This window comes from Nostoc sp., assembly GCF_036919495.1.
GTDB lineage: Bacteria > Cyanobacteriota > Cyanobacteriia > Cyanobacteriales > Nostocaceae > Nostoc.
In genome coordinates this window covers 1-16,605 of record NZ_JBALBZ010000103.1, presented here as the reverse complement: position 1 = coordinate 16,605, position 16,605 = coordinate 1, and the positions used below count along the sequence as shown (strand labels likewise).

The following is a 16,605-nucleotide window of genomic DNA, read 5'->3' as shown; positions in this document are numbered from 1 at the left end:
ATGGTGAATATGCAAGCATCCGATAACCAAGATCCTATTGATGGTGTTGCCATTATTGGTATGGTAGGAAGATTTCCTGGCGCTGGAAATGTCGATGAGTTTTGGCGCAATCTGGCTGAGGGATTAGAGTCAACGACTTTTTTTGAAGATGAAGAACTAGATCCCAGTATTGACCCGAACCTTTGCAAAGATCCTAGCTACGTGAAAGCTAGAGGAATCATTTCTGGGGGAGAAACCTTTGATGCTGCTTTCTTTGGTATTAATCCACTCGAAGCTGTGGTTATGGACCCACAGTCTAGAGTGTTTTTAGAGTTGGCTTATGAAGCCCTAGAAAATGCTGGTTATGAATCAGAGTCTTTTGAGGGTTTGATTGGTTTGTACGCTGGTTGCGGTCAAAATACTTATTTTGCTAACCACATTTCTGGACGTATGGAAATTGTCGATCGCATCGGCGAGTTCCAGACGATGCTAGCAAATGAAAAAGACTTTTTGACCACTCGTGCTGCTTACAAGCTGAACCTCAAAGGCCCGGCTGTCAGCGTTAATACGGCTTGTTCTACTTCTTTGGTAGCAATTATTCAAGCTTGCCAAGCTTTAAGCAGCTATCAGTGTGATATGGCTTTAGCTGGCGGTATATCGATGACTACGCCCCAAAATAGCGGCTATGTGGCTCAAGAAGGTAGTATGCTGTCTGGGAATGGGCATTGTCGTCCCTTTGATGCCAGCGCTCAGGGCACAATGTTTAACAATGGTGCAGGGCTGGTTGTCCTCAAACGTTTAGAAGATGCACTTCATGAAGGCGATCGCATCTATGCTGTAATTCGGGGTTCTGGTATCAATAATGACGGCGCTGATAAGGTGAGCTTTACGGCTCCCAGTGTAGATGGACAAGCAGAGGCCATTGCAATGGCGCAAGCTTATGCCAACTTTCACCCAGAAACTATCTCTTATATTGAAGCTCACGGTACAGCTACACCCTTAGGCGACCCAATTGAAATTGAAGCGCTGACACAAGCATTTCGTGTACATACAAATGCTAAACAATTTTGTGCGATCGGCTCTCTTAAAAGCAATGTTGGACATTTAGTTGCTGCGGCTGGAGTAGCAGGGTTAATTAAAACCGCTCTCGCCCTGCATTATAAAAAGATTCCACCTAGCTTAAATTTTGAGGCTCCTAACCCCAAGATTGACTTTGCCAACAGCCCCTTCTATGTCAATACCAAACTAGCTGAATGGTCGGAGGGTGAAACTCCACGACGAGCCGGTGTGAGTTCTTTTGGTGTCGGCGGTACCAATGCTCATATAGTGCTAGAAGAAGCCCCACAAATTACAAATTCCGGTGCTTCGCGCCCACAGCAGCTATTGTTGCTCTCAGCAAAAACTAATAAAGCCTTAGAAGTTGCAACAGCGAATTTACTGCAACATTTACAGTACAACGCCGAAATTAACTTAGCCGATGTAGCTTATACCTTACAGCGAGGACGCAAAGCCTTCAACTATCGGCGCAGTGTAGTTTGTCACGACATAACAGATGCGATCGCAGCGCTACAATCTTTAGATCCAAATCAAGTAAGTACCCGGCATACAGAAATCCGCAATCCAGCCGTTGTTTTCATGTTCCCAGGACAAGGGTCGCAATATGTGAACATGGGACTGAATCTCTACAACCGCGAACCTGTATTTCAGGAGGTAGTAGATCGATGTGCTGAAATTCTTAAACCTTTGTTGGGCAAGGATTTACGAGAAATACTGTATCCAGTCGCAAGCGAGCGCGAAACTGCGGCTATCTTCCTGCGGCAAACCTGCTTTACCCAACCAGCATTGTTCGTCATTGAATACGCTTTAGCGCAACTGTGGCAAAGTTGGGGAGTTAAGCCTCAAGCCATGATTGGTCACAGTATTGGCGAATTTGTCGCCGCCTGTATTGCGGGTGTATTCACCTTAGAAGATGCGCTGATGTTGGTTGCAACTCGCGGCCGCTTAATGTGGGACTTACCGCAAGGGGCTATGCTCTCAGTCCGCCTACCAGCCAAAGAGGTAAAGCCGCGATTAAGTGCAGAACTAGCGATCGCAGCAATTAACGGCCCCTCCCTGTGTGTCGTTTCTGGGCCAACAGAGGCGATCGCGGCTCTGCAAAAACAATTAGAAAGCGAAGAAGTAGTCTGTCGCCATTTACACACTTCCCACGCTTTCCACTCCCCAATGATGGATAGCATCATTGCCCCCTTTGCTGAGGTCGTTGGGAAAGTTAAATTATCACCTCCCCAAATTCCCTTTGTTTCCACAGTTAGCGCCGACTGGATTACAGCCCAGCAAGCAACTGATCCGATGTATTGGGCTACACATTTACGTCAGACTGTGCGATTTGCCGAGGGCGTACAAACCCTATGGCAGCAGCCAGAACGCTTACTGTTAGAGGTGGGGCCGCGAATCACAACTACGACCTTAGCCCGCCAACAAGCAAAAGATATTAAACAACAGATAGCCATCGCTTCTCTCAATGATAATGCTGAGAACGAAGCCGAATGGACGGCATTACTCAAGGCAGTAGGACAACTGTGGCTAGCAGGAGTATCTATTGACTGGAGCAACTTCTATCAAAAGGAAACGCGGCAACGAATTCCTTTGCCTACTTATCCCTTTGAACGCCAACGCTTCTGGATTGATCCTCTACCTCATCCCAATCGCGCAGAAATTCCCAAACTTTCAAATCCTCAGTTATTAGAGAAAACCCAAACTATGACAATATCCCCTCAGCAAAAGCTTATTTCTCTACTTAAAGACATTATCGAAGAAACATCTGGATTGGAAATCGCTAGTGTTGACGACTCGACAACGTTTTTAGAAATGGGATTAGATTCCTTATCTTTAACACAAGTCGGTCTAGCGTTAAAGAAAAAATTTCAAGTCAAGGTAACACTTAGGCAGTTACTAGAAATTTACCCCAATTTAGGAACACTGGCTGACTTTATCAATCCAGCCTTGTCTCCCGAAACTTTATCCACATTAGGATTAACAGAAACCGTTGCAGAACTCATTCCAGAAGTAGCATTACCAGCACCTGCAACCACATCACCCACTTTGGTAGTGCATGAAGTTCATACAAATGGCTCTGCACCTCAGATTTCTCACCAACCTGCTGCATCCAGTTTTCTAGAAAATGTGATTAATCAGCAGCTCCAAATCATGACTCAGCAATTGGCACTATTGGGTAACAACAGTCAATCTGTAACAATCCCAGTTGTACCTGCGGCGACATCTCAAAATAATGGTGTCAAACCACAAAACGCTGTATCTATCCCAGCTACTCAAACGAGCAAAGAATCACAAGCATCGGTAGACACAAAGTCAAATGGCGCTAAAAAGTCATTTGGTGCGGCAGCTCGAATTGAAAAAACCCAGACTAAAACTCTAACAGCGCAACAACGGACTCATCTAGACAAAATTATCCAAAGATATACACAACGAACTAAAAAATCCAAAGAATATACTCAATCCTATCGCCCTTATTTGGCAGACCCAAGAACTGTTTCTGGGTTTAACCCGACGATGAAAGAGATGGTTTACCCCATCGTAGCGTCTCGTTCATCGGGTTCTAAACTTTGGGACGTTGATGGTAATGAATATGTCGATTTAAGCAATGGCTTTGGCTTAAATTTGTTTGGTTGGTCGCCACCTTTCATTACCGAAGCAATTGAAGCACAACTGAAACTCGGTATGGAAATTGGCCCCCAGACTCCCTTAGTTGGAGAAGTGGCAAAGTTGATGTGTGAATTGACCAACTTTGATCGAGCAGCCTTTTGTAACACAGGTTCGGAAGCGGTGCTAGGAGCAATGCGGATGGCACGCACCATCACAGGGCGTAACTTAATCGCCATCTTTTCTGGAGCTTATCACGGTATTTTGGATGAAGTAATTGTTCGGGGTACAAAGAAACTAAGGTCAATTCCCGCTGCTCCTGGTATCCCACCGGAAATGGTAGAGAATATTTTGGTGGTGGACTACGATTCGCCTGAGTCTCTAGAAATCCTCAGAAGTCGGGCTGATGAGTTAGCAGCAGTGATGGTGGAATCTGTGCAAAGCCGTCGCCCTGAATACCAGCCCAAAAAATTCCTTCAGCAATTGCGTGATTTCACGGAAGAAGCTGGTATTGCCCTAATTTTTGATGAAATCGTTACCGGATTTAGAATTCATCCAGGCGGCGCTCAAGCACATTTCGGTATCAAAGCTGATATAGCAACCTACGGTAAGATTGTGGGCGGTGGGCTACCAATTGGAGTCATTGCTGGCAAATCCCAATATATGGATGCTCTAGATGGTGGGTTTTGGCAGTTTGGCGATGACTCCGTACCAGAAGTAGGCGTGACTTACTTCGCTGGCACTTTCGTCCGCCATCCTTTAGCACTAGCAGCAGCCAAAGCAGTACTTCAGCATTTAAAACAAAGTGGCCCCAGCTTGCAGCAAAATCTCAATGCAAGAACCGATAAGTTTGTAGCGGAACTTATGGGCTATTTCCAGCAAGTGCAGGCTCCGTTTACAGCTTATAATTTCGGCTCCCTCTTCATGGTGAAGTCTTTAGCAGAGTTCCCCTACGGAGATTTACTATTTTACTTGCTGCGGGATAAGGGAGTGCATACTTGGGATCATCGTCCTTGTTTCTTGACGACAGCCCATTCCGAAGCCGATCTAGCTTTCGTAATGGCAGCCTTCAAAGAAAGTATTACCGAAATGCAGTCTGCTGGCTTCTTGTCTGCACCGCCCATAGAAGTAACAAACCGCGAAGTTACCAATAACAGCCTACGTAATCGTCCTCCGCAACCTGATGCCAAATTAGGACGAGATCCTCAAGGAAACCCCGCCTGGTATATTCCTGATACCAAACGACCCGGCAAATATCTACAAGTTGCCAGTGTTTCCTGAAGTGTTTTGAAAAATCAATCGCCTAGAAAATTTAGTGAGCGTCAATAATTTTTGCAAATAGCAAATACTCATCCATCAAGGTTTTGTATGTCAGTTGATAATCTACTTGAACATAGTTCTATCAAGTCCGATCTGAAGCTTCCTGAACAAATCATTCAAAGTGACCCTTCAAACTTCCGAGAAAACTTCAACCGCTCTCATTTTATGTTTTCGTATAACCTTGCGGGACATCCTTTGTTTGAGATCCCGCGCTTAGTTGAACTTGCAAATACTATCCTGAGTCAAGGAAGAACGAAATTTCAACATGCAGTGAAGTCGCTAAAGCCATAATCACCTGTCGTAATTATTGAAAACAAAGCACATACAATATTTCAGATTAAGTAAGTCGGTATAAATAATTATCATTGGGATAAAGCACGGAGAAAAGGTTTGAGCCTTGTTTGCTTTTTTTGTGCCGACTTACTGAGGTTTTTCGATATGTCACTACCTAAACCATCCACGAATAAGCATAATTCGATCAATTCCCTAGTAAATAAACATATGAAAATGGTTGATAAGTTTGTATCAGAGCTTCAACAGTTAGATGTAAAGTTATGGATTGAAGGCGGTAACTTACGCTATAAAGCTCCTAAGGAAAAACTGACTCCTGATTTACTCGCTCAAATGAAAGATCGCAAAGAAGAGATTCTAAATTTCCTAAGCCAACCCCATCCTACTAATACAAATTATTATGGAAGCTTAATAGCTAAACCAGAAAATATTACTGTTGATAAAGTAGCTAACTTATCCTATAAAGAGTTTGCTAGTCGATATCTAAACCCATTGCAACCTGTTGTTATCACTGATGCAATCCAAGATTGGAAAGCATTGTCAACATGGACTCCTGAATTCTTTAAAAACAACTATGGTTCCAAAGAAGTAACTGTTGATACTCAACGCTATAAATTACGGAATTTTATTGATTTAGTTCTAGCTTCTACTGAAGAAAAACCTTGTTCATATCTCAAAGATACTGATATTCCCGGACTATTCACTGAACTACTTGCAGATATTGAACCTACACTACTTTACTCTCAGTATAATTGGCTCTTGAGTCCGATGCTTTACATCCCAGCAGCCGATCCAGTAAAACAGCGAAATGCTTTTTTGGAGCTTTTAATTGCAGGTCAAGGGACAAAATTCCCAATCTTACACTTTGATTATTGGCACTTACATGCTTTTATCATGCAGGTTTATGGGGAAAAAGAGTTTACCCTTTTCTCACCCGTTCAAACTGAATATCTCTATCCAGTTGATATGTCATCAAATAGATCCTTAATTCCAGATATCCATCAGCCAGATTTAGAGCAGTTTCCACTGTTTGTAAAGGCAACTCCTATTAAAGTAATTGTCAAGCCAGGAGAAACTATTTTTGTGCCAAGTGGGTGGTGGCATACAACACGCATGTTGACCCCCTCAATTGCAGTCACAATGAATTGTCTAACTAACTCGAACTGGGATAAATTTAGCCAAGATTTGACTCGCGATCTGGTTAATTCGTTAACTTCTTTCAAAAATCACCAGGGTAAACTTACTATTATTGAATCTAATATTTCTTCCTATCTAGACAATCTAGGAAAACTCTTAGCATCCCTAGATTCCAATTGAGTTTTTTGTATTCTTAACATCATTGAACGCCAAGAATATCAATGTATAAACACATCAAATCGCTGACTTCTCTACGTGGTATTGCAGCCTTGGTTGTTGTTATACACCATTTCTCTTACTACGCTTTACCTAAAACAGGTTCAACTATATCAGCTTATAGCAACTTTTTCAAAAATGGATATTTGTGGGTTGACTTTTTCTTCATCCTGAGTGGTTTCATCATGACCCACGTTTATATAGAGGATTTTTATTTAAAAGTAAGCTTAGATAAATATCGCTCATATTTATTCTCGCGATTTGCTAGAATTTATCCTCTGCATATATTTATTTTATCTCTGTTCGTTGGATTAGAAATTGTCAGAACACTCTTACTAAATACTTCTGCTTTCACAGGTAAATTTAACTTAACTGCTCTTTTTGCAAATATTTTTCTTCTACAAGCATTTGACCTAAATTGTCCACCTTTATTATGGTGTGATACCTATTGGAATGAACCTGCTTGGTCAATTAGTGTAGAGTTTGTTATTTACTGTCTATTTCCATTTTTATTGCTTTTTTTATTAAGGAATAGCCCTAAAAATGATTTGATTATTTATAGCTGCACTCTCTTTAACATATTACTACTAATTACCTTTACCCGTGGGAATTTAGATAGTATTGTTGGCATTCCTTCGATCGCTAGATGTGGTCTAGAATGTGTACTTGGCATTATAACTTACAAAGTCTATCGTAGAGGTAATTATAAAAAATATTTCAATCTTAATTTACTGGCAATTCTAGCCACAACTTGGATACTTTTGATTATGCATTACTACTGGGATCATTTTCGTAACCTTCATGATTGGCTACTTCTACCAGCTTTTTCTCTATTAATTTTAGGTGTATCTGTCAACAATAATAGCATGATATCAAATTTTTTGAATTCACGCTTAATGCTATATCTCGGCACTATATCTTACTCAATTTATATGGTTCATTGGTTTTTACAGGAACTATTAAAACTATTGTGGCTTTCTAATTTTAACGATGTTTTTGGCAAAAGTTTCACAGAATATCAAGCATTGACATCTTTAGGAGTATTTCTTATGATTGTATTATTGACTGCATCATTTACATATAGATTTGTAGAAGTTCCTATGCGTAATTATTTAAAATCTACAATCTTGGTTAAATAATGTATTGAATGTCAGTAGTTTGTCAAGAAAATTTAAATTTAACCACATTGAATAAACTGAGAAAAGAAGAGAGTTTTATGAGCTTATCACCTGTAGATTACCAATCCAGATTGACTGCGGTTGATTTTGATCCATTCGCAGATGGAGAATTACTTCTAACCGCCCCTGCCACAGAATCACAAAAAGAAATTTGGGCTTCTGTGCAAATGGGAGATGCTGCCAATTGTGCTTATAACGAGTCTCAATCTCTGCGACTAAGAGGCGAACTTGATGTCAAAGTTTTCCAGTCTGCGGTGGAAAAGTTAGTACAACGTCATGAAGCACTACGAACAACTTTTAGTACCGATGGCAATACACTCTGCATTGTTGCTTCTCGACAAATTGAAATCCCTATTATTGATCTTGCTAACCTGGAACCACAGGAAAAACAGGAAAAATTAGCTAGTATCTTGCAACAAGAAGTAGAGCAACCTTTTGATTTGGAACACGGCCCTCTATTTCGGGCAAAAATTGTCAAATTGCAGCCGCAGGAGCATCTAGCTACTTTGACAGCCCATCATCTTATTTGTGATGGTTGGTCTTGGGCGGTGCTAATGCCAGATTTGGGTAAACTCTATTCTGGCTTGCAACAGGGTATTGTTCCTGAATTGGAAGAACCAGACTACTTAAGTGAATATGCGATTTTGCAGGAAGAAGAGGCAGATAGTCCAGAAGCGATCGCTACAGAAAAATACTGGTTGGAACAATTCGCTGACTCTGTACCTGTGCTAGATTTCCCTAGCGATCGCCCTCGTCCACCACTCAGAACCTTTAACGCTGCCCGCGAAGATTGGCATTTAGCTCCCGAACTAGTTGCCAACCTCAAACAACTAAGGACAAAACTTGGTTGTAGCTTCATGACTACTATCCTGGCAGGATTCGAGGTCTGGCTACACCGTCTGACAGGACAAAACGACTTGGTTGTAGGTATTCCAGCCGCTGGACAAGCTACTTTAGGGCAATATAATCTTGTAGGTCACTGTGTAAATTTACTACCCTTGCGTAGCCAGATTGATGGCGAAAAATCTTTCAGCGACTACTTGCGATCGCGGCGATCGGCTGTGTTAGATGCTTATGATCATCAACAATTTACCTTTGGCAGTTTAGTCAAAAAATTAGTATTTCCACGGGATTCTAGCCGCATTCCTTTAGTTCCAATTACATTTAATATCGATCAGGGTTTAGATAGTGATAAACTCCCCTTCACTGGGTTGGAGGTAGAATTTTTCTCTAACCCTCGCGCCTTCGAGAATTTTGAACTGTTCATCAACGCTACGGAATTACGTGGTCAGATGATCCTAGAATGTCAGTACAACACTAATTTATTTGACGCTGACACTATCCGCCACCGGATGGCAGAGTTTGAAACTTTGTTATTGGGTATAGTTGCTAACCCTAATCAAGCTATTGCGAAATTGCCCATTTTGCCAGCCGTTGAGCAACAGTTATTAGCAACATGGAACCAGACTCAAACAGACTATCCGCAAGATAAATGCATTCATCAGTTATTTGAAGAGCAGGTAGAGCGTACCCCCGATGCAGTAGCGTTGGTATTTCAAGAACAGCAACTTACTTATCGAGAGTTAAATATTCGTGCGAATCAATTAGCGCAATACCTGCAAACACTAGGAGTAGGCGCAGATGTTCTTGTGGGAATCTGCGTAGAGCGCTCTTTAGAAATGGTAGTAGGTCTTTTAGGGATTCTGAAAGCAGGTGGAGCTTACGTACCCCTAGATCCGGGTTATCCGCAAGAACGCTTGGCTTTCATGCTTTCAGACACCCAGATCAAATTATTATTGACTCAAAAACAGCTAGTTGATAAACTACCCGATCACACAGCAAGTGTAATTTGCCTAGATACCGACTGGGATAATATCAACCAAACAACACCAGAGAATTCAATTAATAGTGTCAAAGCTAACAACTTGGCTTATGTAATGTACACATCTGGTTCTACAGGTCAGCCCAAAGGTGTTAGTGTTATCCATCAAGGTGTAGTTAGATTAGTCAAAGAAACTAATTATATAAATCTCACTCCAAAGGAAGTATTTCTGCAAATTAGTCCTATCTCCTTCGACGCTTCAACCTTTGAAATTTGGGGTTGTTTGCTTAACGGTGGAAAACTAATAATATTCCCTCCCCATACTCCATCTTTAGACGAATTAGGGCAAATTATTCAGCAATATCAAGTGACAACCCTGTGGTTAACGGCGGGTTTATTCCATTTGATAGTTGATGAAAAAATTGATGCCTTAAAACCCTTACGTCAACTGTTAGCAGGTGGTGATGTTTTATCGGTTCCCCACGTCCAGAAATTTCTGAACACAGTAGAAAACTGTAGACTAATTAATGGTTACGGTCCGACAGAAAGTACAACTTTTACCTGCTGCTATGATATTACAGCACCACTAAAGCCAGGGGCTTCTATTCCTATTGGTCGCCCCATTGCTAATACCCAAGTTTATATCTTGGACTCCCATTTACAACCAGTTCCCATTGGAATCATAGGTGAGTTGTATATTGGTGGCGATGGTCTAGCACGAGAATATTTCAATCGCCCTGATCTGACTGCTGAGAGATTTATTGCCAACCCTTTTAGCTCAGATTCGCAATCACGCTTGTATAAAACTGGAGACTTGGGGCGCTATTTGCCAGATGGAGAGATTGAATATCTTGGTCGTATTGACCATCAGGTAAAAGTGAGCGGTTTCCGCATAGAATTGGGTGAAATTGAAATCGCACTTTTGCAACATCCAGCAGTAAAAGAAGCAGTAGTAATTGTTCGAGAAGATATTCCTGGAGAGAAATTACTGGTTGGTTATTTTGTAGCAGAAGTTGGTCAAGATAGCCCACAAATCATCTCCGAATTACGGCGATTCTTAAAACAACAGCTTCCTGAGTACATGGTGCCAAAGATTTTTGTGGCGCTGGAAGCCTTGCCGCTAAATGCTAACGGCAAAGTTGATCGTCGGGCACTACCAAAGCCTGATTCTTTCCGTCCAGAACTGGAAGCAAATTATGTAGCGCCTCGTACTCCCATTGAGCAGAAGATTGCAGATATCTGGACACAGGTTTTGAATATTAAACGGGTTGGGATTTACGACAACTTTTTTGAACTAGGTGGATATTCTCTACTAGGAATTCAAGTGGTTTCTCGACTGCGCCAAGCCTTGCAAGTAGAAATCCTGATGTCCAATTTATTTGAATTACCAACTATAGCAGATTTGGCTGAACGAGTGGAAACTCTGCGCTGGGCAACCCAAGGAGTTCAGGCTGCTGATAGTGAAATAGCTGATGATTACGAGGAAGGTGAGCTATGAAAACATTGGATGAACTACTATCTGAGCTACGTCAGCGCGATGTTAAACTTTGGCTAGAGGGCGAACGCTTACGCTATCGGGCGGCAAAAGACAGTCTCACGCCGGAATTGCTGACTGAGTTAAAAACGCAAAAAGCCGCAATCATCAACTTTCTCCGACAAATAAATACAGCTGCCAGTTCACAGATTCCTCCAATTGTTGCTTGTGAACGGAATGGCAACTTGCCGCTTTCCTTTGGTCAGCAACGGATATGGTTCCTTCATCAGTTTGAACCTGCTAGTTCCTCAAATAATATGCCAGTTGTGGTGCGTTTTACGGGGAACCTGAATGTTGCTGTCCTAGAGGAAAGTTTGAAAGAAGTGGTCCGCCGCCATGAAGTTCTGCGGACAACTTTTCCAGCAGTGAATGGAAAGCCGACTCAAGTTATCGCTACCGATGTTTCTTTGACACTGCCTATAATTGACTTGCGGCAAATACCAGATGAAAAACGGGAGGCAGAAGCCTACCTACTGGCAACTAAAGAAGCTCATCAACCCTTTAATCTAGGCAATGGGCCGATTTTGCGGTTGCTGTTGCTGCGCTTTTGCGATCGCGAACATTTGCTAATCTGGAATATGCACTGCATAGTTTGTGATGGAGCTTCTTCTGATGTATTCTATCAAGACTTCACTACCATCTATAAAGCATTGTCGGCTGGGAAAGCTTCTCCCTTAACTCCCTTACCAGTGCAGTATGCTGATTTTACCAATTGGCAATATCAATGGCTCCAGGGAGAGGTTTTAGAGTCACAGGTAAACTACTGGAAGCAAAAGCTAGAAGGCAATTTACCAATCATTAAGTTACCTTACGATCATCCCCGTCCTCAAGGTGTGCAAACTTACCAAGGCGATCGCGCGGCCCTACTGCTACCAAAGACGCTCAACCATACCCTGACAAACCTGAGTCAAAAATGGGGTGTCACGCTGTTCATGACTCTACTGACAGTGTTTGAGCTATTGCTCTACCGTTATTCTGCACAAGAAGACCTACTCATTAGCTTTGCAAGTGCAAGTCGGGGACAAGTAGAAACCGAGAGGCTGATTGGATTTTTCTCTAATACTCTTGTACTGCGGAGTAACTTAGCAGGAAACCCAACTTTCCGACAATTATTAGACCGAGTGCGTAAGGATTGCTTAGAGGCTTATAGCCATCAAGACTTACCATTTGAGAGACTAATTGAAGAACTTAGACCAGAACAACAAAGTCGGAACAGTTCGCCTTTATTTCAGGTAAAGTTCTCCCTCAATCCTCCTTGGTCGAATGGTCGTGGTATGGGAGCAGTGCAACTACCTGATTTGACTATCACTTCTCTATTTGGCTATATATATCATGGTAAAACCAAATACGATCTGACATTAGTCTTGCGGGAACAGGATAATGGTCTGGGCATGGTATTTGATTACAATGCCGAAATGTTTGATGCCAGTACCATAGAGCGGATGTTGGGACACTTCAAAACTTTACTAGAAGGTATTGTCGCTAATCTCGATCAGCCGATATCTGAATTACCCTTGTTGACAGCAGGTGAACAACATCAAGTGTTGATTGATTGGCATGGTAAACAGGCTAATTATCCTCAAAATACTTGTATCCATCAGTGGTTTGAGGCTCAAGCTAAACGAACTCCAAATAATATTGCAGTAAGTTTTGAAAGTCAGCAACTAACCTATCAGGAACTCAACCAGCGTGCAAATCAGCTAGCCCATTATTTGCAAACTTTAGGGGTAAAATCGGGGATACTCGTCGGTCTTTATGTTGAGCCTTCCCTAGAGATGATTGTAGGGCTGTTGGGTATTTTGAAAGCAGGGGGAACTTACGTACCGATAGCTCCGACATCTGGGCAAAATGGTCTAGCTTTCATTTTAGAAGATACCCGAATATCCTTAGTGTTAACCCAAAGCTCATTGGTTGAAAAACTCTCTGAGCATCAGGTACAAGTTATCTGTTTGGATAGTGATTGGGAAGCGATCGCCGTACACGCGACTGAAAATCCAGACTGTCACACCACAGATATCACTCTCGCCTGTGTGATGTATGTGTCCGGCTCCAATAGAAAACCCAACGGAATAGCCATTACCCACCATAATCTCGTCACCCACAGCCTAGCAATCAGTGAAACTTGGGAGTTGAGCCAGAGCGATCGCCTACTACTTATATCTAGTATTAGCTGCGATACTTTCATTGAATCACTCTTCCCCACTTGGATTACTGGTGCTACCGCAATTCTCCAGGCTCAAGAGCTACAAAACTCGACGGCGCAGTTTTTCCCATTCATCGCTCAACAACAGATTACCGTTGTTAATATATCTACTTCTTTTTGGTATGAGTTAATTAAAGAGCCATCTGTATCTCCACAAAGCTTGCCAGCCATTTTACGCTTAGTGATGGTTGGTGGTGAAAAAGTTTCACGCAATGCTTATTTAACTTGGGTAGAAAAAGTTGGCAAGCAAGTACGCTGGCTCAATGCCTATGGCTCATTAGAAACAACTTTAACCACCACGGTTTACGATCCAGAAACTGCCGCTGAAGCCAGTAGTACTCGTCCAGAAATTCCTATAGGAAAAGCGATCGCTAATACCCAAATCTACATTCTCGATCGGCGATCGCAACCCCTACCGATTGGCGTTACTGGCGAAATCTACATCAGTGGTATCGGTATTACACAAGGTTACTTTAACCGTCTTGAATTAACATCTGAGAAATTTATCCCCAATCCCTTTAGCAGCGAATCTGGGTCATACCTTTACAGAAGTGGCGACTTAGGACGCTACTTAAATGACGGCAATATTGAGTTGATTGGCCGTCAAGACAATCAGGCTAAAATTCGCGGATTTCGGATTGACTTGACAGAAATTGAGACAATTTTGGGTCAATATCCAGGCGTGCAGAACACTGTAGTGATTGCCAGAGAAGATGTTCCTGGGGATAAACATCTAGTTGCTTATTTGGTTCCCAAACAAGGTGAGACTTTTGGGAGCGAGCAACTACTGAGTTTTCTCCAGCAAAAGCTGTCTGAGCATTTGTTGCCTTCTGCTTTTGTCATAGTCGATTCTTTGCCATTGAATGCTAATGGCCAAGTTGATTACAAAGCCTTAGCTGCGCTTAATCCAACTACTTCTAAAATAGAAAAAATATTTGCTACAGCAGAAAATCCATTACAACTTCAATTAACAGAAATTTGGGAAAATGTTTTAGGAGTTCACCCAATTGGAATAACAGACAACTTTTTTGATTTGGGTGGACACTCACTGCTGGCAGTACGTCTGTTTTCTCAGATTGAAAAGATCGCAGGCAAAAATCTAGCTCTATCTATCCTCTTGCAAGCACCAACTATTGAGCAGTTAGCTAATATTGTTGAGCGAGAAAGATGCTCAAAACCTGGGGTTGCGGCAACGCCAACAGATGATGTCAAGTCTGAAACATCAGTTCCTTGGTCATCTTTGGTAGCTATTCAACCCAACGGTTCTAAGCCTCCTTTCTTTTGTGTACATGGTTTTAGTGGAGAAGTTCTACGTTTCCGTGAATTGGCAGTGCATTTAGGATCAGATCAACCATTTTATGGACTACAACCACAAGGGTTAGATGGAAAACAGCTTCCATATACCCGGATTGAAAGCATGGCAGCGCACTACATTCAGCAAATCCAGACTATTCAGCCCCATGAGCCTTATTTTATTGGTGGATATTCTTCTGGGGGGATAATTGCTTATGAGATGGCTCGGCAATTGGTCATGCAAGGTAAGAAAGTAGCTTTTTTGGTTTTATTTGATACCTATGGGTTAAGAAATATCGAGTCTGTGCCATTGCAAAAGACAGCCTCTAGCCATAAGAGTTTTTTAACAATTGCATCTAACTATGTTTTTGAGCAGGTAAAAAGAAATACAGATCGGCTTAAGTCTCAAATCAAAGAGATCCTCTGGCGGATTGTCTTTCACTTTCACTTGATTATCGGTCGCCCCTTACCTTATTCCAACCGGAAATTTATGGTGGAAGAGGCTACCAGACAAGCACTAAGAAAATATGTTCTACAAGTTTACTCAGGTCGAGCAACTGTATTCCGAACAGAAGATGGTCTTGTAGTTGGACAACGAGAGGCTGATTCCAAAATGGGTTGGGGTAAATTGGCATTAGGGGGAGTGGATATCTATGATATTTCTGGGATTCATAATTCCATTTTTAAAGAACCCCATGTACGATCTGTGTCCAAAAAAATGAAGGATTGCATAGATCAAATTATTGCAGAAACCTGAATATTTGTAGACTTATAGAAAATATAATTCAGGCACAAAGATTATAACGTTTTGCTTCTCACCTCTGAATCCTTAATTATGTTGTAGTTACAGCTTTGCAACCTCATCTCACTTCCGGGATGGGGTTGTTTTATTCGCGGGTAATAACTTCCACTCGCAGCTTGATATATGTGTAAATGCGATCGCTAATCAAGCCTTTGCATAAGTCTGAAACTGGATTTGTAACCGCAATACTTCTCGGTTAAGGCCAAAATTGGGGTAAACCCGGATTTCTCACCAAGATTGAAAAAAGAGGGGTCAAAAACTGCCAAAATGTATATTGCAAAACAGTTTTAGCAGTTTAAAGTATGACGCCAAATAAAAATAATTCTATACCGTCCAAGTTCGTATTTGGACAAGTGGAGTCACGTCCAAATCTTCGTATCCCATGATTAACCCGTATATCCGTTGTGCAATTAAGCTTTCTATTGGATGCAACATTCGGTTTACCTGACGGTAATCTTGGAAACATCCTGCTAATCGTGATGTTATTTGAAGTTTTCTATCTAGTTCCGCAATTAAGCTTAACCCAGCATCTGATGTTACCTGCCCTCCGTGGAAATTAACTACGACTGGGAGTGACTGTGGCTGTTCAAATCTTCCAGGTTTTGGTAGCGATCGCGTTCTGATTTATCCCGTTCGGCAACAATAGTCGGCGGTGGAACTTATTTAAAGTCAAGGCAAAATAAGGTTTACTACCCGATCTAAAACTGGTGTTACCCATTTGGGAACACTAAATTAAGAAATCACCAAAATTTAGCAGTATGGTCAGCACTTTTGCCAGCCTTCCCGGATACCGCATCAGCGAAGAAATCTACAATGGTTTGAGAACCTTGGTTTATCGAGGGTATCGAGAAACTGACTCATTACCTGTAGTTATAAAAGTGCTGAAAAATTCTTATCCCAGCTTCAGCGAATTGGTACAGTTTCGCAATCAATACACCATTGCCAAAAATCTCAATTCACCTCTAATCATCCAAACCTACAGCCTAGAACCTTACCAAAATAGCTATGCATTGGTAATGGAAGATTTTGAGGGGATTTCTCTTAAAGAATATTTCACTCCTGTAGAGACGTTGTATGCAACGGGAGCATCCCATTTTTGCAAAGACATTAGATAGCAAGTTGACCATTGAGGTAGGCACAGCGAAGTTGTAGTATGGACGGCACATTGGC

5 protein-coding genes and 2 pseudogenes are annotated in these 16,605 nt (G+C 41.9%); 6 read left to right on the top strand and 1 reads right to left on the bottom strand.

The window, feature by feature from the left end:
* Positions 1-9 precede the first annotated feature (9 nt).
* The 5 genes from V7K25_RS14820 (at position 10) to V7K25_RS14800 (ending at position 15,390) form a co-directional block, all read left to right on the top strand.
* Positions 10-4,920, top strand: a complete 4,911-nt coding sequence (locus V7K25_RS14820) for an aminotransferase class III-fold pyridoxal phosphate-dependent enzyme (RefSeq protein ID WP_335159106.1) — start codon at positions 10-12, stop codon at positions 4,918-4,920.
* 546 nt (positions 4,921-5,466) lie between these two features.
* Complete coding sequence (locus V7K25_RS14815) at positions 5,467-6,567, top strand: cupin-like domain-containing protein (RefSeq protein ID WP_335159104.1); 1,101 nt, start codon at positions 5,467-5,469, stop codon at positions 6,565-6,567.
* 41 nt (positions 6,568-6,608) lie between these two features.
* A complete protein-coding gene (locus tag V7K25_RS14810; RefSeq protein WP_335159102.1) occupies positions 6,609-7,742 on the top strand; it encodes an acyltransferase family protein in 1,134 nt (377 codons plus the stop codon).
* A 77-nt stretch (positions 7,743-7,819) separates the two neighbouring features.
* Positions 7,820-11,101, top strand: coding sequence for a non-ribosomal peptide synthetase (locus V7K25_RS14805; protein WP_335159100.1), 3,282 nt, complete (start codon positions 7,820-7,822; stop codon positions 11,099-11,101).
* Positions 11,098-15,390: a non-ribosomal peptide synthetase gene (locus V7K25_RS14800; RefSeq protein WP_335159098.1), complete on the top strand. Its 4,293-nt coding sequence runs from the start codon at positions 11,098-11,100 to the stop codon at positions 15,388-15,390. Before V7K25_RS14805 ends, V7K25_RS14800 begins: the two co-directional genes overlap by 4 nt.
* A gap of 408 nt (positions 15,391-15,798) precedes the next feature.
* On the opposite strand, the pseudogene V7K25_RS14795 reads toward V7K25_RS14800, so the two are convergent.
* Positions 15,799-16,059: pseudogene (locus V7K25_RS14795) on the bottom strand (transposase); the annotation flags it as partial.
* A 134-nt stretch (positions 16,060-16,193) separates the two neighbouring features.
* Between V7K25_RS14795 and V7K25_RS14790 the strand changes: the two are divergent.
* A pseudogene (locus tag V7K25_RS14790) lies at positions 16,194-16,532 on the top strand (hypothetical protein); the annotation flags it as partial.
* Positions 16,533-16,605: the final 73 nt, after the last annotated feature.